The sequence below is a fragment of the Vibrio sp. E150_018 genome (genome assembly GCF_053544035.1).
In genome coordinates this window covers 488444-505931 of record NZ_JBHGNY010000001.1, presented here as the reverse complement: position 1 = coordinate 505931, position 17488 = coordinate 488444, and the positions used below count along the sequence as shown (strand labels likewise).

Sequence of the window (17488 nt, the reverse complement as noted above, 5' to 3'; positions counted from 1 at the left end):
TAGTTGCAGGCTTTTTTTAATGAGTAAGTAGTGAATAATACTTTAAAAAACAATTTATATGACTATACTCACACTATTTTGAAGCTAATGACGATTCTGTAAAAGATGAGCATCAGCTAACGTGTTAAATCAATAAAAATTCCATACTGGGGGAATCAATGAAGACATGGTCTAAGTTTTTTGTCGGTGCAGCACTAGCAGCTACATTTACCACAGGTTATGCACATGCTGAAGATAAAGAGCTTTATTTTTATAACTGGTCTGAGTATATCCCAAATGAAGTTTTACAAGACTTCACCAAAGAAACTGGAATTAAAGTCATTTACTCTACTTATGAATCCAATGAGTCAATGTACGCCAAGTTAAAAACACAAGGTAAAGGTTATGATTTGGTCGTGCCTTCCACTTACTTTGTATCTAAAATGCGTAAAGAAGGCATGTTGATGACAATTGACCACGCCAAGCTTTCTCACTTTTCTGACTTAGATCCTAACTATCTAAACAAACCTTTTGATCCAGGTAACGACTACTCTATCCCTTACGTTTGGGGGGCGACAGGTATCGGTATCAACACTGATATGTTAGATAAATCATCAATCAAAAAATGGGGTGATTTATGGGATCCGAAATGGGTTGGTCAATTAATGATGATGGATGACCCTCGTGAGCTATTCCAAATTGCCTTAACTAAATTAGGCTACTCTGGCAATACCACCGATCCAGAACAGATTAAGCAAGCTTACCTTGAGTTGAAAAAGCTAATGCCAAATGTATTAGTATTTAACTCAGACTTCCCCGCTAACCCTTATTTAGCAGGTGAAACATCACTAGGTATGTTGTGGAATGGTTCGGCTTACATGGCTCGTCAAGAAGGTGCGCCAATTCATATTATTTGGCCAGAAAAAGGAACTATCTTTTGGATGGATAGTTTAGCTATTCCTTCTGGTGCGAAAAATATTGAAGCGGCTTACAAAATGATTAACTTCTTACTGCGTCCAGAAAATGCTGCAAAAATCTCGATGGAAATTGGCTACCCTACACCGGTTAAAACAGCTTACCCATTATTGCCGAAAGAATTTGCTAATGATGAGAATGTCTTCCCACCACAGAAAGTCTTAGATTCTGGCGAATGGCAAGATGATGTTGGTGATGCTAACGTGCTATATGAAGAGTATTTCCAAAAGCTTAAAGTAGAAATGAATTAAGTTTCTTTCACTAAAGACTATAAGTGATAAATGCAAACCGCTGAGATTGAATAGTCTCAGCGGTTTTTTACATTAACTGAAACAGAAATAACATGCGCTGGATTAGAGTTTTAGTAGCTCATCAACAAGCTTTGGTACTTCAATACTTGCTTTACCGTAGCGTTTCTCTGCAAATTCGCTTTCTACCGCACTCGGTTCTAGGTTAATTTCGATAGTATGTGCACCATGCATTTTAGCATCGTGAACAAAACCTGCTGCAGGATAGACGACACCAGACGTACCAATAGAGATAAATAAATCGGCCTCTTCAATGGCGGCATAGATTTCCGCCATTTGTAGCGGCATTTCTCCAAACCATACGATGTGTGGTCTGAGTGGATTTGGAATTTGGCAGCAGTGACATAAATCATGTGTACCGAGATCATTAAAACATTCAATTACTTGGTTGGACTCCGGACAGCGAACTTTAAATAGCTCACCATGCATATGTATAATATTGTTACTTCCCCCTCTTTCGTGCAGGTTGTCGATATTTTGAGTCACAATTGTTACTTTACCATCGAGTTTGCTCTCAAGATCAGCTAAGGCTATATGAGCGAGATTCGGCTCGATATGGTTATCTTGCAACCCTTTACGGCGTTGATTATAAAAATTTTGTACTAATTCAGGGTTATAGTTATAACCTTCTGGAGTCGCGACATCTTCAATTCTATGATTTTCCCATAATCCATCTTGAGATCGGAAAGTTTGAATGCCAGATTCTGCTGATATTCCAGCCCCTGTCAGGATAACAATGTTTTTATATGGGAAGTTCATATGAATCCTTTTGAGGTAATGGTTTGTTGATTTGTATTTAACCTTTATACCCAAGTAACTGCAAGGTGCGAGTTTCAGCAAGAATAAACAAGCTTTAGGCAAGACAAATTGAATATGAGCATAGTCATTCTATCTCTGTTTAATTTAATGCAGCATAAAGCTTGTTTTAACTTGCCCTTCGGGAGCTTCATTCAAACCTCTTCTTTTTATAAGAGATAGGCCGCGTCAGATTGGTTTGAAAGGTGTCTACATTCCTTCGCCAATCTTCCTTGCCTAAAGGTTTGGATGATAGCTCTGAATTCTGCATCTTAAAGCCACTTGGGTATATAGGGATAATTTATCTTGTCTATTCATGTAATAGCAACGCCAAGATAAAAGTTTTGTGCTAGATCCCTATTTAATAATAATTATATCCAAGTGAATGATATAAAATATCGCTATTTCTTTGCCGAAGAACAAGCACTTAATGACAATAACTCATAGAATAAGTTATGATTTGTGCCGCTATTGTTCTATCTTTAGTAAGATATACCTAAGTCACTTTAAGATGCGAATTTCAGTGCTTTGAAGTCGCTTGGGTGTATGACCTATCAACTATTTATAAGTGATATCTATGGGTAAAATTTACCAATTCTGTTTAGCCCTCTTGTTTTTTTTCTCATTAAATGCACATGCAGAATGGGAACCAATACAACAATCACAAGTCGCAAAAATTACGCCACAAGCACAAAGTATATCGGATAAAGTTTCTAAACTACCTGATCCTTTATTTATGACGGATGCCGATCATGCAATAGTCGATGAACTACTTTCTACTACCCTTTATCAAATCGACAACACAACCAAAGACTTTAATGCGTCATTAAAAGAATACCGAAGCCAAGGTGGTCAAAAAGCATGGCTTTCAGCACAAGAAGATTATTTATCACTTCATAGTTTTAATCGTTCAAAGCAAGATTTACTCAAATTGGTCAATAACCGAGTTTATAATAACTTAACTGGTTTTGGCCCTTTTGGGGTAACTCAATTTAAAAATGAAATACATATTACCCAGCTTAATGCACAATATTTGATTTTCTTTCAAATTCAGAGTTTTAAGCAATTTATCAAAGACCTAGCAATCTCCCCAGTCCCGGTTATTGTCACTGTTATTAAAATACTCCTTGTTTATCTAATTTTGAATTGGTGGCTTCGCAATAGCCCTGATATGATCAAGCAATTCCGAAAAGCGAAATTAGATTCGTCGACAAGTTCTCCATCAATATGGGTTCGTTTATTGTGGTATATCAGCAAAGCCAATAAGCCAATTGCATGGTTAATTGCCATTACGATTTCCTTAGATGTCCTTTCAGGCTTACAAAGCCTAAAACACGTCAAATTTTTAGATATTTTCACTTGGTGGATTTTGGGTGGCTCTATCGCGGTCAAATTCATCTTAGAATTTGTCTATCGCAATAGTCGTAGTACTTCAAAAGATATCATTGCAATTCGATTATCCACCATTCGTTATTATGTTTGGAGTGTGATTGGTGCAGGAGTTTTATTACAAATCACGAAGACGACTGTCGGCGAAGGCACCATTTATCATTGGATGTCTAGTTTGATGTTTCTATGGTTTATTTTAACCACCATTGTGGTACTAAGAAAATGGAAGCCATATGTATTTAGTGACAATCACGTTGATTTAGACCACCCCATTTGGGCGCAATGGGCGATTAATCATAAGGATAGTTTTACGCTAGCAACCATTGCTACCGCGATAATGACATTTTGGATTTTTACTCGTCATTTAAAGCAATTCGTTATTTCAAACTTATCGCAATATGCCTTTTTCAGCCAAGCACTTGCTTACTTGTTCCGTATTGAAGTAGCTAAACAAAGTGATAATGATGGTCAAAATAACAACCTACATCCTCTTTCTGGTGATGAAGTTTTCCAATATGTTTTACCAGGACGAGAAGATAGTGAATTAATTAGCTATGCTTCTGATGAAATTAAGCAACTCTCACGTTATGTATTAACCAATAGCCCTGCAATGTGTGTTGTTACAGGTGAACGCGGTATAGGCACCACCACATTCCTAAAACAGATTTTGTACCGTGTTAATAATGCTGAACCTATTTATTTGAATTGTCCTAATGCAGGTTATTCAGAATTAGTGGCTAATTTAGCGGAACAAATCGGGTTAAGCCGAGAATCGACTGATATTCAACTGTTAGCTCATTTACGTAAAAGTGACACTTGCTATTTATTGGCTGTCGATAATGCTCAAAGACTCGTTAAACCTATGGTTGGTGGTCTATCTGGGCTTATGAAATTTGCGAATTTAATGCGCCGTTCTAAGAAAAATCACCGCGTATTATTAGCGATTGAAAAATCAAGCTGGCGCTTTGTCGACCGCGCAAGAGGCGAACGTTTATTATTCGATTTAGTAACATTTATGCCTCGTTGGTCTGAATCACAAATCACTAATTTGCTCGACTCTCGCTTAAATCAAGAATTAGAAAACCCTGTATCATTTGACGATTTAAATCTACCTAAACAGTGGGATCAGGATGATATTTCGGAAGAAGAACGTGTGCGTCAAGGTTTCTACCGTATCTTGTGGCATTATGCAGATGGTAACCCTACCGTCGCTCTGCGTTTCTTTCGTTTATCGTTACGTAAAGAACAAACCACAGAAAAAATCGTAGTGCGCCTCTTCCAAGCACCACAATCTGAAGAGTTGGAAAAAATGCCGAAACCTATGCTGGCTATTTTGCGCTCAATTGTGCAGCTTGAAATATCGACCCCAGAAGAGCTTTCAGAATGTACTCAACTCACTATTCCTGAAGTTATTGGCACATTACGCTACTTTGAAAGCCGCAATTATATTGAATGGTCAGATGATAAAGCGAAGATTTCCGATCATTGGTATCGATACATTACCAACGCTTTGCACCGTCAACATTTATTGGTGAAGTAATATGAAAAAGTTTCTTAGTTTAATCGTTTTATTGATGATGAGTTTACCTGTCTTCGCTACAGATGAAACAACTGAACATTTAGACAATATAGTGCAATTTACTAGCTTAATTCGTTGGGGAGGAGTATTTTTCTCTTTCTTTGTTATTTTGGCATCTTGGATATTATTACGATTTACCAATAGCTTAGTGGAAACCTTTAGTACCCAATTCGTACAATATCGAATGGTGCTACAAAAATTACAGTCTTTCTTCCAGTTTTTCGTTTATATGACAGCAGGTTTAGTTGTCTTTATGATTAGCTTTCGGATAAATGACCAAATCCTTACTTTGATTGGTGGTACGTTAGCGGTTTCCATTGGTTTTGCATTGAAAGATCTGGCTGCATCCTTCATTGCCGGTTTAACCGTTATGATTGATAGACCTTTCCAAGTTGGTGACCGAGTGACATTTGAAGGTAACTATGGTGATATCATCACGATTGGTTTACGTTCAGTACGTATGCGAACATTGACCGATGACATCATCACCATACCAAATAACAAGTTTTTAAGTGAAGTCACCATGAGTGGTAACTACGGCGCATTAGATATGCAATGTGTGATACCTTTTTATATTGGAATGGACCAAGATATCAATTTAGCCCGTGACTTGATTCAAGAAGCAGCGTCATCGAGCCGCTATATTCACTTACCTAAGCCGGTTGTCGTATTAGTTAACCAAGAAATTGCTGATAACTACATGGCAATAAAACTTACCTGTAAGGCGTATGTGGTTGATATTGTGTATGAAAAGTTATTCGAAACCGATATTACGTTACGTGTGATGAAAGAGTTTAAGCACCATAATATTCAACCGCCAATGATTGCGGTCCGCTCAACGGTACAGTAGTCATTGATTTAATGCCCCACCTCCCTATACGGTGAGTTGGGGTATATACTTGAAGTCACTTAGGTATATAATCCACATAATTAATTTTGAGCAGTAATTTCGGTTACTGCTTTTTCATTTAAGGCGTTTTATGTCTCGTACAATTTTATACACATACAAAAATGAAGAAAAAACCTTAGCATTTAGCTACCGTGATTTTCACTCGATCCATGAAGCGGTTGCTAATCATGAAGAGATTGATATTCGTGAGTATCTAAAAATGGAGCAATCGATTGAAGCGGTGTCGGATACTAAGACTGTTCGTAATTATCGCGATGCACATTTTAAAAAGCTTGGTTTTGGTAAAATCACCTTAATGCCGAAAGAAAATATAGGTATTGGGCAGAAAAAGAAAGAGAAGTAACCTCTCACTCTACTGCTGACTATTCCTCATATAAGAAAGGCTCGATGAAACACCATCGAGCCTTTTTGTTTTAGTTGATTTCGGGGGCTATTGAATATTTAAAAATGCAGCACCACGTACACCACCTGAATCACCATGTTTGGCTTTTAAGATATGAGGCACTTTACCGATAGAAAGTAAGTGAGGCTGGATACGCTTTGGCATTTCTTCGTAAATGGCTTCAAAGTTTGATAAGCCACCACCGAGTACCACGACATCTGGATCAAAAGCAGTGAAAATATTGCCTAAACAAATAGCTAGTAATTCCATAAAGCGCTCAACATGTTCAACCGCTTTTGCCTCTTTTTGCTGATACTGTTTGATGATATCGATAGCCTTCACTTGTTCATCATAGTAGTGATGGTAAAGTTGCTCAAAACCACGGCCAGATAAGTAGTTATCGATACAGCCTTTTTTATCACAGCCACAACCAAATAATGGTGCATCTTTGTCTTTAGCACTATCGTTCAAGTAGAACCAAGCATCTATTGGCATGCGGGTATGACCTATCTCACCAGCAACATGACTACCGCCAGAAACCACATGGCCGTTAACGACGATTCCTCCGCCAAAACCAGTCCCCAGTATTAAACCTAAAACGCTTTCTTTGCCTTGATGCTCTTCATCCCAAGCTTCTGATAGTGCAAAGCAGTTTGCATCATTTGCTACTTTTACTGGGCGATCTACCAAAGCTTCAAGATCTTTACGTAAGAATTTACCTTTCGCGGCCGGGACATTTGAAGTTAGCACAGCGCCATCTTCGACACTTTCCATTCCCGGAATTCCGATACCAATTGAACCTTTTAGGTCAAACTGCTCATCATATTTAGCCACTAAACTGGTAAGCGTCTCTAATAATGCTTGATAGTCTTCTCCAGGTGTTGGCACTCTTTCCGATGCGACTCTTTCTAACTTATCGTTAAAAGCACCAAATTCAATTTTTGTGCCACCGACATCAAAACCGTAATACATTAATTCTCTCCATAAATTAAAATATAAAATTAAAAACAAATAAAATTAGGTTTATTATCCATAAACTTGTTGTACAAACTGTGATGGTTACGCAAGTTAGGCTTCTACTGAATTTAAGTGCGCATTTTTCCGACATGTTTTGTCAATACTGTTACCTATTAATTGGCGTGCATTTACTCATTACCCGTTATCCGATAGCATCGTATTAATCCACAAATTTTAAGCGTGTAGAAATGAAGAAAGCACTGACTATTTCATTGTTGAGTATCCTATTGTTGTCTGGCTGTGCTTCGAGCACACCACCAGTCCCACCTCTGCCTTCTACCCCTGTAGAGAAAATTGAGTTCCAACACTTATACAAATCATGGTCAGGTGTTCCTTATCAATTCGGCGGTAGTACCAAACGAGGGATAGATTGTTCCGCTTTTATGCAAGTCACCATGTCGACAATTTATCAACTGCACCTTCCGCGTACCACTGAATTACAAAGCCAACAAGGCGACTTTATTCCAGAAAATGAAGCGGCTTTTGGTGATCTTGTTTTCTTTAAAACCGGTTGGAACCAACGTCATGTTGGGATGTACATTGGTAACAATCAATTTATGCATGCTTCAACCTCCAAAGGAGTGATTATTTCACGTTTGGATAATCCTTATTGGGCAAGTAAGTTTTGGCAGTTTAGGCGATTTAGTCCCAATTAAATGCGTTGTTTTCCTAAGTCATTTGGGTATAAACAACATCTCGAATAACGTCAGTAAATTAAACAAATTTTTGCGAATCAGCTCTCTAATTTAAATGTTCAACTAAGCTAATGTCATAGATTGATAACTTTCAGGTTCTGGAGGCAACTATGTGGCATGGTATTGCACAACAGCTATCACAAGTACTGGCGTTTGAATTTACCATTCAAGAGCGAGAAAGGCTGCAAGGGGGTGACTGTAATCAGTGTTATATGATATCTGACGGTCAACAACGTTACTTTGTTAAAATTAATGATCGGGAATACCTACCTAAATTTGAATCTGAAATAGATAACCTATCAAGCCTTCTTCGTACTGGCACACTATCGGTTCCTCAACCGGTTACTTGTGGCGTAGTCAAAGAACATGCCTTTTTAATCTTAAACTACCTACCAACCAAACCTCTCACCGCACCAACGGACCAATATCATTTAGGGCAACAACTAGCTCAACTCCATTTGTGGGGAGAACAAAAAGAATATGGGTATGATGCAGATACCTATGTTGGCTTAAACTTACAACCGAATGCTTGGCATAAAAAATGGGGAACCTTTTTCTCTGAATGTCGTATTGGCTGGCAATTACAGTTATTAAAAGAAAAAGGGATTAAATTTGGTGATATTGAAGAAATCGTAGCGTTAGTGAAACAAAAAATAGGGTCTCATAACCCGAAACCTTCCCTTTTACATGGCAATTTAAGTGATAGTAACTACGCGTTATCCGTCAATGGCACAATCTGTTACGACCCTTCCAGTTATTGGGGAGATTCAGAGTGTGATCTGGCGATCATTGAAGAATTTAGTTTGCTCGGTCCTGAGTTTTTTGCCGGTTATGAAGATATTTTATCGATCGACGATGGTTACTATAAGCGACGTGAACTCTACCAATTCTATTATCTTCTTTGTCGATGTAATCAATATGGCGGTGAATATCTCGATCAATGTGTATCAAAGATTCAACTTATATCCAGGTAACTTATTGTTAATTCAGTAACTTAATTAACAAATAACAAAAGAGAGATATGCGTCGTAATAAAATGTCACTCATAGACTAGACTTACAATTATCTTCGACATAGTCGATTTTCTGCCATATGGTAGATTTTAAAAATACAATTGCACGATGAATATAAGGATAAATCAGACTGTTTTCGTTCATTACTTTGCACTAATTCAATCTTTTCGCTTTTTTTCAATCATGAACTAACTTAAAGCGCTAATATTGAATTAAACCAAATTAACCACTTGATTTATTTGTAGTTCATTCAGCTTAGCACAAAGACGTAGTAGTGAGGAAAGCAATGATAAAATACACAGAAAAAAGAGTACCCTGCCCACATTGCGGACATCAAATCGGTATAACTGTAGATTCATCGAGAGGTGATCAAGATTTTTATGATGACTGTCCTTCATGTAATCATGCTATTCACCTAGAACTTAAAGTTGATAATGCCAAAGTTCATCTCACTGTAGGGGTTGAAGACCATTCGATCTTCTAATATTTACAATAGGTTATAAGTATACCCAAGTAATTTGGGTATATCACTATTCCGATAATTAGTCCCAAATTGTTCTGGATTTTTTTATTGCCTTTTTGTTAATTTTTTATCGCTAATTGTATACAACTAGATATAATTCTTTTCCGCCTTTTCACGCAGTTAGGAATATATATGCACCGTTATCGTAAAGAAGGGTCGATCCTTGTTAAATTAGCAACACCCGTGCTATTGGCTTCTGTTGCCCAAACTGGTATGGGATTTATTGATACTGTAATGGCAGGTGGCGTAAGTGCAACTGATATGGCTGCAGTTGCGGTTGCTTCTAGCATCTGGCTCCCTTCTATACTATTCGGTATTGGCCTGTTATTAGCCTTAGTTCCAGTTGTCGCTCAACTTAATGGCTCTGGCCGACAAATAAGAATTGCCCATGAAATTCAACAAGGTTTCTATTTGTCGTTTTTGGTCGCGATTCCTATTATTTTCGTCTTATCGCAAACCAAGCATATTCTTGACATCATGCATATTGAACCTGTGATGGCACAGAAAACCAATGGTTATATGTTTGCCATGATTTTTGCGGTTCCTGCTTTTTTACTCTTCCAAACATTGCGTAGCCTGTCTGATGGTTTATCGCTAACTAAACCAGCGATGATTCTCGGCTTCTTAGGTCTTGCTATAAATATCCCATTAAACTGGATTTTTGTTTATGGAAAGTTTGGTATGCCAGCACTCGGTGCAGTAGGTTGTGGCGTGGCTACCGCCATTGTTTACTGGATTATGTTTTTGTTGATGCTTACTTATGTACTGGTGGCACAACGCTTTAAGAACATTCATATTTTCAGCGAATTTCATAAGCCGAATCTGCACTCTTTAAAACGCTTATTCCGCTTAGGGTTCCCTATCGCGGCTTCACTATTTTTTGAAGTCACCCTATTTGCAGTGATTGCTTTACTTATTGCTCCACTTGGTCCTATTGTGGTTGCTGCACACCAAGTTGCGATTAACTTTTCAACGTTAATATTTATGTTACCGATGAGTATTAGTGCTGCTGTTAGTATTCGTGTTGGTCACCAACTAGGTGAAAAAAGTGTCGAAGGCGCTAAAATCTCAACGCATGTCGGGTTGTTATTTGGATTTTTGACAGCGCTTATAACCGCTTTATTAACGGTAGTATTTCGCCATCAAATAATTGATTTATATACAGACAACCCAGAAGTAACCATTATCGCATTACACCTTTTGATCATGGCAGCGATTTATCAATGTAGTGATGCTATTCAAGTTGTTGCCGCCGGTGCACTACGTGGTTATAAAGATACCAGTTCCATCTTTAGCCGCACTCTCATTTCTTATTGGGGAATCGGCATGCCGGTTGGTTATATTTTAGGAATGACCGATTGGATAACCTCAGAACCAATGGGGGTAACTGGCTTTTGGGTTGGTATCATTATTGGGTTAACTACCGCGGCCATTTTATTATCACTTCGCTTATTATGGTTACATAAACAAGAAGATGATGTGCAGTTAGAGTTTGCTGGTCGTTAGATTTAATAAAGGCTCGATTACTGTCGAGCCTTTATCCTCAAGTCACTTGGGTATATATGCCCTATTACGCGCCTTCATTTCTCACATAAACAAAGCGTGCAAAGCGTGGTAATCCGTTTTGTGTGTAACCATTAAATCGAAAAGTAATTTTAGCTCCTAAAGCCGGTGGGTTTTCTCTTAATTCATCAGTCAGTCCGCTACCAACATAGAAACGCTTCCCATCTTTCCATTCAACGTACAAGGAGCCCGTTTTTAATGCATGTCGTCCTTTTCCAGGTTTATAACCAATCACAACCGCTTCATCATCTTGGTAGGATTTAAGCTTTAAAAGATCTTCACTACGACCATGTTGATAAAGACTGCTGAATTTCCTTAGCATTAAGCCTTCACCATTTTGCCTTTCAATTTGTTCTAGTTTCTCAAATAACGCGTCACGGGATAGAATAGCTTCATACTCTACTCGGTCTAAATATGGTGACTTAGCCTTATAAACGGCATGAGTTAGCCATTCGCTTCTAGAGGTAAATGGAGCTTCCTCGTCAATCATATCAAATGCTACATAGCGAATATGCATCCAACCTTCATCATTAGGAATATCATCAAGAACGGTTCGTTGAACTTTAGAAAATTCCCCTCTACCCGCCCATAATTCACCATCTAATTTGGTGTTTGGGAAATTTTTAGTAAACCATTTCGGTGCATGAATGGGGTGTCCATTTCGTGTATAGAATTGCTCACCATCCCAAAATGCTCGTATGCCGTCCAACTTTTCACTCATGTAGTAATCTTGAAGATTAATATCATCGTCATACTCATTAGCGAGCATTAGTTGCACCTTGTCATTCTCTTTCGTATTAACCTCCGCATTGGTTACAAATGCCGTTGGTAAGCACGAGATTGTCAGCATAAAAGATAGTGGTGTGAAATATTGATTATTAGCCATAAGTCCTCCTCAATTCAGTGTAAACAGAGTGCTGGATTCAAGGCTTTTTAAAACGAAAAAATGCGATTGGCAGGAAACAAAAAAATAAGTGAGCATCATATAAGTTACAAATAATAATGATAAACTCATGCACTACATTTAATAGATGAGAATTTGCAATGATTAAAGCAGCTGTGTTTGATATGGATGGTCTTATGATCGACTCGGAACCTTTTTGGCGACAAGCCCAATTGGAAGTGTTTCCAACCCTTGGGGTAAAGATCAGCTTACAAGATACCATTGATACTACTGGTATTCGTATTGACCAAATTGTTGAGCAATATTTTCGTCAACAGCCATGGGAAACTCACAGCTGTGATGATGTCTGCACTATGATTTTAAATCGCGTAATTGCGTTAGTGGAAGAACACAAACCATTGATGCCAGGGTTATTTCATGCGCTTGAAACATGTCAACAACTAGACTTAAAAATTGCACTTGCTTCATCTTCACCTATGGTTCTGATTCAAGCGACATTACATGCGTTAGAGCTAGATGATGTGTTTGAAGTGGTATTATCTGCAGAACGCCTACCTTATGGTAAGCCTCACCCTGAAGTATATTTGAATTCCGCTAACGAATTAGGCGTGTCGCCATTAGAATGTGTTGCGTTAGAAGATTCTTTTACCGGTTTATTAGCAGCTAAAGCCGCACAAATGAAAACAATTGTGATTCCAGACGACCAGCATGCAAATCAACCAGAATTTGTGATTGCTGATTATAAACTCAGCTCACTTGAAGAAATTACACCAGAGTTACTAGAAGCTTTGTAATAAATCATTAAATAAAATTTTCAATATTCGATAATAACAAAGCAGCTAAAAACTAGCTGCTTTGATTACTAAGACTGGAAATGGTTAGACTTTGGGGTCTTCCACTTTGCCTTGAGCTTTCATTTCTTCATACCACAAATCATGATGCTCTTTAGCCCACGTCTCATCTACTTTACCTTTCACCATGCCTTCTAGAGCGCCTTCCATACCGAATAAACCGATATAAATATGGAAGATAAAGCCACAGATCAGGATCAAGGCTGAGATCATGTGCGCTAAGTTAGATAGTTCCATATCTCTACGTCCTTGACCAAACATCGGGAAATCTAAGATAAATCCGGTGATTGCTGCCACAACCCCCATGAAGATTAGCATCCAGAAGATCAGTTTTTCTCCCGCATTGGAAAATTCAGCCGATGGATGAGATCCCTTATGTTTACCAACCATACCACCTAACTTCAAACACCAATCAAGATCGATTTTCTTAAAGGTACTTTTACGCCACCACTTAATTAGTACCGTAATCAGTAAAATAAAGAAAATAGGACCGATGTAGTTATGGTATTGCTTGGCAAAGTAGATGATATCTCCCCATGCTGCAGTTGAAATAAAAGGCTTGAGGATGTGTTTTCCCCATACCAATGTCATTCCTGAAAACGCGAGGCTAAGGAAAGTAAATGCCATTGACCAGTGCAGCGCACGATCAAAGCGTGACCAACGTTTAATGGTACGTCCTGTTCTTGGTTTACTTAGTTTTAGTGGGCCGACGATAAAGTACGCCAGTGTTACTATCGTCAAACTACCTAGTACTGCAATCGCACCTAATGGTGACATCCACTTTTCTTTTAATTTATACCATGCCTCATTTGCGGTGCTGACTAAAATGCCATGCTCCATCGATTGAGAAGTGGTATAGCCTTCCTGCCCATCTTTCACTTTCTGAAAAAACTCATCACCCGCTAGGCGAGTCATTTCTTTTTCAGCCGTCGTAGCAGGTGCAACACCGGTTTGTTTATTGTCGTTGTCGTTAGCCAAAGTGCTCAAACTCAGGCACAACATCATCACTGCCACCAAAGAAACAGCAAAAGTTTTGAATGATTTCATAAACATGCCTAGCTCCTTATTTGTGACTACTTGATTGTGATGCATCATGTGTAAGAGAGTCATCATAAATAACCCCGGTAACTTTGCTGCGATCGTCTATACCTCCACGATCATGTACTCGTTTTGCCATAATTTGAGCGATTTTATCTGCAGGACCAGCCATTAATGCCTTAGTCGAGCAAAGAGACGCACACATTGGCAGCTTGCCTTCCGCGATACGGTTAGCGCCATACTTTTCACGTTCTTCTTGTGAGCCCGCTTCTGTTTCAGGACCACCGGCACAGAAAGTACATTTATCCATTTTGCCACGTTCCGCAAAGGCACCATGTTGAATAAATTGTGGTGCGCCAAATGGACAGGCAAATAAGCAGTAACCACAACCAATACATAAGTCTTTATTGTGTAGAACAATATTGTCTTCTGTACGGTGGAAGCAGTCAGCAGGACACACCGCCATACAAGGCGCATCGTCACAATGCATACAAGCCACCGAGATAGACGCTTCGCCGACTTCACCATCCTTAATGGTTACAACACGGCGACGTTGAATACCCCATTCGAGAGCATCATCGTTTTCGTTTTTACAGGCAGTGACACAACCATTACATTCAATGCAGCGTTCCGAGTCACATAAAAACTTCATTTTTGATTTTTTATCTTTCGTAGACATAACCTACCCCTTACGCGTTTGAAGTGCTGGTGGCTTTGCTAATTTTACAAAGCGTCACTTTGGTTTCTTGCATTTGAGTCACAGGGTCATAACCATAAGTCGTTGCCGTGTTTGCTGACTCGCCAATAACGTAAGGATCAGTACCTTCTGGATACTTCTCGGTTAAATCCTTGCCTTGGAACTTACCGCCAAAGTGGAATGGGATAAATGCCAGTCCAGGTAGAACACGATTCGTCACCATGGCTTTCACCTTAATGCGACCTTGTTCTGCACCTTCCACCCAAACATCATCACCATCGTTGATGCCATTGGCTTGTGCTTCTTGTGGGTTAATTTCCACAAACATTTCTTGTTGAAGCTCAGCCAACCAAGGGTTAGAACGGGTTTCTTCACCACCACCTTCGTACTCAACCAAACGGCCAGAGGTCAGAATAATTGGGTACTCTTTCGAATGGTCTTGATCTTGTATTGATTTATACAAAGTCGGTAGACGATAAATTGCATCGTTATCTTCCCACGTTGGATAGTCGGCAATCAGATCACGACGTGGTGTATACAGTGGTTCACGGTGCAATGGCACGCGATCGGGGAACTGCCATACGATAGTACGCGCTTTACCGTTACCAAATGGAATACAACCATGCTTAATTGCAATACGTTGAATGCCGCCCGATAGATCCGTCTTCCAGTTTTTACCTTCAGCCGCGGCTTTTTCTTCAGCGGTTAACTCATCCCACCAACCAAGTTGCTTGAGTAGCTTGTCTGTAAATTCAGGGAAACCATCTTCAATTTCACAATCTTTTGAGAAACTACCATCCGCCAACAGGCTCTTGCCTTCAAATTCGACACCAAAACGCGTACGGAAGTTACCACCACCGTTCACAACGCTTTTCGATGTATCATAAAGAATGTGAGTCCCCGGATGTTTCAGCTCAGGCGTTCCCCAGCATGGCCAAGGTAGACCATAGGTTTCACCTTTGATTTCACCGGATTCCGCTTCAAGATTTTCGTGACTGAACAAGTGCCAGTTTTGTTGATGGAACTTCAATCGCTCTGGGCTTTGGCCTGTGTAACCAATTGTCCACATGCCGCGGTTAAATTCACGGGTGATGTCTTCAATAACTGGCTGATTATTCTTGATTTCTACATTTCTAAATAACTCATCGGCAATGCCAAGCTTTTTAGAGAGTAGATACATGATTTCATGATCAGGCTTTGATTCGAATAAAGGATCAATTATTTGATCACGCCATTGAACCGAACGGTTTGAAGCCGTCACCGAACCATAGGTTTCAAACTGAGTCGTTGCCGGTAGTAGGTAAACACCGTCAGTACGATCATTAATCACCGCTGCAACGGTTGGATATGGATCGACAATCACCATCATATCCAGCTTTTGCATCGCTTTTGGCATTTCATGTCCACGGGTTTGCGAGTTCACCGCATGGCCCCAGTAGAACATGGCACGAATATTATCGTTTTGCTCAATGCGAGACTTATCTTCTAGAACACCATCTACCCAACGAGAAACAGGAATACCCATATTATTCATTGGTAGCTTGCCGTTGTATTTGCGTTGATCAAAACGGCCTTGTAGCCAGTTGTAATCAATGCCCCATACTTTTGACCAATGCTGCCATGCGCCTTCAGATAAACCGTAGTAGCCCGGTAAATCGTGAGATAATACGCCAAAGTCGGTTGCACCTTGTACGTTATCGTGACCACGGAAGATATTTGCACCGCCGCCAGACTTACCCATGTTGCCAAGCGCCAGTTCAAACACACAGTAAGCACGAGTATTGTTATTACCCGTCGTATGTTGAGTACCGCCCATACACCAAACCACACAACCTGGTTTATGATGAGATAAAGTCTTCGCCGCTTGGTAAACTTCCGCTTCAGGAATGCCCGTTACACGCTCAACTTCAGACGGGCTCCACTTCGTGACTTCTTCACGAATTTCATCCATACCGAATACGCGTTGGTGGATAAATTTTTTGTCTTCCCAACCATTATTAAAGACATGCCACAACATACCCCAAATAAAGGCAACGTCAGTACCTGGTCGCAAAGGAACGTGCTGATCGGCTTTTGCTACCGTGCGGGTTTTACGAGGATCGGCAACGACGATCTTGCAACCACGTTCTTTAGCGATAAGAATGTGCTGCATCGCAACCGGATGCGCTTCCGCAGGGTTTGAACCAATAAATAGAATCGACTTACAGTTATGCATGTCGTTAAATGAGTTGGTCATTGCGCCGTAGCCCCAAGTGTTAGCAACACCGGCTACTGTGGTCGAGTGACAAATACGCGCTTGGTGATCAACGTTATTGGTGCCCCACATCGAGGCCATTTTACGGAAGGTATAAGCTTGTTCGTTGCTATGCTTAGCGGAACCTAAAAAATACACCGAATCAGGGCCAGATTCTTGACGAATTTTTAATGCTTGGTTACCGATTTCTTCAATCGCGGTATCCCATGAAATCCGTTTCCATTTGCCGCCCTCTAACTTCATTGGATATTTTAAGCGACGTTCGCCATGACCGTGTTCACGTAAGGCTGCACCTTTGGCACAATGGCCACCGGCATTAAATGGGTGATCAAAAGCAGGCTCTTGACCTGTCCACACGCCATTTTGCACTTCTGCATAAATGCCACAACCTACCGAACAGTGAGAACAAATGGTTCTTTTCACTTCAGTTGGTGCGGATCGGTCCACTTCTTGAGCTTTGGCTTTTTTCATAATGCTAGGGGCAAACATAGATGCGCCCACAACTGCACCACCGGCAACGATACCGGTATTTTTCATGAAATTACGACGACTTAAACCTAGTTGGCTCTCGCTTTTCGAGACGCTATCAGAGCGCTTTGTCAGTTTCATTATCGCT

At 39.8% G+C, this 17488-nt stretch carries 15 protein-coding genes; 9 read left to right on the top strand and 6 right to left on the bottom strand.

Translation table 11 applies throughout. The annotated features are described in order from the left end of the window. The first annotated feature begins 158 nt into the window (after nt 1-158). The gene (locus tag ACE3G9_RS02355; protein ID WP_417881188.1) at nt 159-1205 is read left to right on the top strand and encodes an extracellular solute-binding protein; all 1047 of its coding nucleotides are present in this window, start codon (nt 159-161) and stop codon (nt 1203-1205) included. A 102-nt stretch (nt 1206-1307) separates the two neighbouring features. On the opposite strand, the gene cobB is transcribed toward ACE3G9_RS02355, so the two are convergent. Further along, nucleotides 1308-2021, bottom strand: a complete 714-nt coding sequence (gene cobB / locus ACE3G9_RS02350) for a Sir2 family NAD+-dependent deacetylase (RefSeq protein ID WP_417881189.1) — start codon at nt 2019-2021, stop codon at nt 1308-1310. A gap of 613 nt (nt 2022-2634) precedes the next feature. Between cobB and ACE3G9_RS02345 the strand changes: the two genes are divergently transcribed. The 3 genes from ACE3G9_RS02345 to ACE3G9_RS02335 all read left to right on the top strand — a co-directional run bounded on the left by ACE3G9_RS02345 (nt 2635) and on the right by ACE3G9_RS02335 (nt 6278). Next, complete coding sequence (locus ACE3G9_RS02345; RefSeq protein ID WP_449218378.1) at nt 2635-4986, top strand: ATP-binding protein; 2352 nt, start codon at nt 2635-2637, stop codon at nt 4984-4986. A 1-nt stretch (nt 4987) separates the two neighbouring features. Beyond that, on the top strand, nt 4988-5875 hold the full coding sequence (locus ACE3G9_RS02340; protein ID WP_417881191.1) for a mechanosensitive ion channel family protein: 888 nt from the start codon (nt 4988-4990) through the stop codon (nt 5873-5875). A 130-nt stretch (nt 5876-6005) separates the two neighbouring features. Beyond that, on the top strand, nt 6006-6278 hold the full coding sequence (locus tag ACE3G9_RS02335; protein ID WP_417881192.1) for a DUF2960 family protein: 273 nt from the start codon (nt 6006-6008) through the stop codon (nt 6276-6278). Nucleotides 6279-6365: 87 nt separating this feature from the next. Here ACE3G9_RS02335 and nagK read toward each other — a convergent pair whose 3' ends face one another. Further along, nucleotides 6366-7289, bottom strand: coding sequence for an N-acetylglucosamine kinase (gene nagK, locus ACE3G9_RS02330; RefSeq protein ID WP_449218377.1), 924 nt, complete (start codon nt 7287-7289; stop codon nt 6366-6368). Nucleotides 7290-7522: 233 nt separating this feature from the next. On the opposite strand from nagK, the gene ACE3G9_RS02325 reads away from it, so the two are divergent. The 4 genes from ACE3G9_RS02325 to ACE3G9_RS02310 all read left to right on the top strand — a co-directional run bounded on the left by ACE3G9_RS02325 (nt 7523) and on the right by ACE3G9_RS02310 (nt 11071). Further along, nucleotides 7523-7990 carry an NlpC/P60 family protein gene (locus ACE3G9_RS02325; protein WP_449218376.1) on the top strand — a complete coding sequence of 156 codons (468 nt, stop codon included), beginning with the start codon at nt 7523-7525 and terminating at the stop codon, nt 7988-7990. 149 nt (nt 7991-8139) lie between these two features. Next, the gene (locus ACE3G9_RS02320; RefSeq protein WP_449218375.1) at nt 8140-9003 is read left to right on the top strand and encodes a fructosamine kinase family protein; all 864 of its coding nucleotides are present in this window, start codon (nt 8140-8142) and stop codon (nt 9001-9003) included. Nucleotides 9004-9328: 325 nt separating this feature from the next. Then, a complete protein-coding gene (locus ACE3G9_RS02315) occupies nt 9329-9526 on the top strand; it encodes a CPXCG motif-containing cysteine-rich protein (protein ID WP_449218374.1) in 198 nt (65 codons plus the stop codon). 171 nt (nt 9527-9697) lie between these two features. Continuing rightward, on the top strand, nt 9698-11071 hold the full coding sequence (locus tag ACE3G9_RS02310; protein ID WP_449218373.1) for an MATE family efflux transporter: 1374 nt from the start codon (nt 9698-9700) through the stop codon (nt 11069-11071). Nucleotides 11072-11135: 64 nt separating this feature from the next. On the opposite strand, the gene ACE3G9_RS02305 is transcribed toward ACE3G9_RS02310, so the two are convergent. Then, nucleotides 11136-12014 carry a DNA ligase gene (locus ACE3G9_RS02305; protein WP_449218372.1) on the bottom strand — a complete coding sequence of 293 codons (879 nt, stop codon included), beginning with the start codon at nt 12012-12014 and terminating at the stop codon, nt 11136-11138. A 158-nt stretch (nt 12015-12172) separates the two neighbouring features. Here ACE3G9_RS02305 and hxpB point away from each other — a divergent pair, with 158 nt between their 5' ends. Continuing rightward, entirely contained in the window at nt 12173-12826 is a 654-nt protein-coding gene (hxpB, locus tag ACE3G9_RS02300) for a hexitol phosphatase HxpB (protein ID WP_449218371.1), read from the top strand. Between the two features lie 84 nt (nt 12827-12910). Here the strand turns inward: hxpB and ACE3G9_RS02295 are convergent, their stop codons facing one another. From ACE3G9_RS02295 to ACE3G9_RS02285, 3 genes are read right to left on the bottom strand one after another with little or no spacing between them, the layout of a single operon-like run. Beyond that, nucleotides 12911-13936: a formate dehydrogenase subunit gamma gene (locus ACE3G9_RS02295; RefSeq protein ID WP_417881202.1), complete on the bottom strand. Its 1026-nt coding sequence runs from the start codon at nt 13934-13936 to the stop codon at nt 12911-12913. Between the two features lie 10 nt (nt 13937-13946). Next, nucleotides 13947-14600, bottom strand: a complete 654-nt coding sequence (fdh3B, locus tag ACE3G9_RS02290; protein WP_449218370.1) for a formate dehydrogenase FDH3 subunit beta — start codon at nt 14598-14600, stop codon at nt 13947-13949. A gap of 10 nt (nt 14601-14610) precedes the next feature. Then, a complete protein-coding gene (locus tag ACE3G9_RS02285; RefSeq protein WP_449218369.1) occupies nt 14611-17481 on the bottom strand; it encodes a formate dehydrogenase subunit alpha in 2871 nt (956 codons plus the stop codon). Between the last annotated feature and the right edge of the window lie 7 nt (nt 17482-17488).

Bases quoted from the DNA above. Each gene is read 5' to 3' on its own strand.
- ACE3G9_RS02355 (WP_417881188.1), top strand. From the start codon at position 159: ATGAAGACATGGTCTAAGTTTTTTGTCGGTGCAGCACTAGCAGCTACA.
- cobB (WP_417881189.1), bottom strand. From the start codon at position 2,021: ATGAACTTCCCATATAAAAACATTGTTATCCTGACAGGGGCTGGAATA.
- ACE3G9_RS02345 (WP_449218378.1), top strand. From the start codon at position 2,635: ATGGGTAAAATTTACCAATTCTGTTTAGCCCTCTTGTTTTTTTTCTCA.
- ACE3G9_RS02340 (WP_417881191.1), top strand. From the start codon at position 4,988: ATGAAAAAGTTTCTTAGTTTAATCGTTTTATTGATGATGAGTTTACCT.
- ACE3G9_RS02335 (WP_417881192.1), top strand. From the start codon at position 6,006: ATGTCTCGTACAATTTTATACACATACAAAAATGAAGAAAAAACCTTA.
- nagK (WP_449218377.1), bottom strand. From the start codon at position 7,289: ATGTATTACGGTTTTGATGTCGGTGGCACAAAAATTGAATTTGGTGCT.
- ACE3G9_RS02325 (WP_449218376.1), top strand. From the start codon at position 7,523: ATGAAGAAAGCACTGACTATTTCATTGTTGAGTATCCTATTGTTGTCT.
- ACE3G9_RS02320 (WP_449218375.1), top strand. From the start codon at position 8,140: ATGTGGCATGGTATTGCACAACAGCTATCACAAGTACTGGCGTTTGAA.
- ACE3G9_RS02315 (WP_449218374.1), top strand. From the start codon at position 9,329: ATGATAAAATACACAGAAAAAAGAGTACCCTGCCCACATTGCGGACAT.
- ACE3G9_RS02310 (WP_449218373.1), top strand. From the start codon at position 9,698: ATGCACCGTTATCGTAAAGAAGGGTCGATCCTTGTTAAATTAGCAACA.
- ACE3G9_RS02305 (WP_449218372.1), bottom strand. From the start codon at position 12,014: ATGGCTAATAATCAATATTTCACACCACTATCTTTTATGCTGACAATC.
- hxpB (WP_449218371.1), top strand. From the start codon at position 12,173: ATGATTAAAGCAGCTGTGTTTGATATGGATGGTCTTATGATCGACTCG.
- ACE3G9_RS02295 (WP_417881202.1), bottom strand. From the start codon at position 13,936: ATGTTTATGAAATCATTCAAAACTTTTGCTGTTTCTTTGGTGGCAGTG.
- fdh3B (WP_449218370.1), bottom strand. From the start codon at position 14,600: ATGTCTACGAAAGATAAAAAATCAAAAATGAAGTTTTTATGTGACTCG.
- ACE3G9_RS02285 (WP_449218369.1), bottom strand. From the start codon at position 17,481: ATGAAACTGACAAAGCGCTCTGATAGCGTCTCGAAAAGCGAGAGCCAA.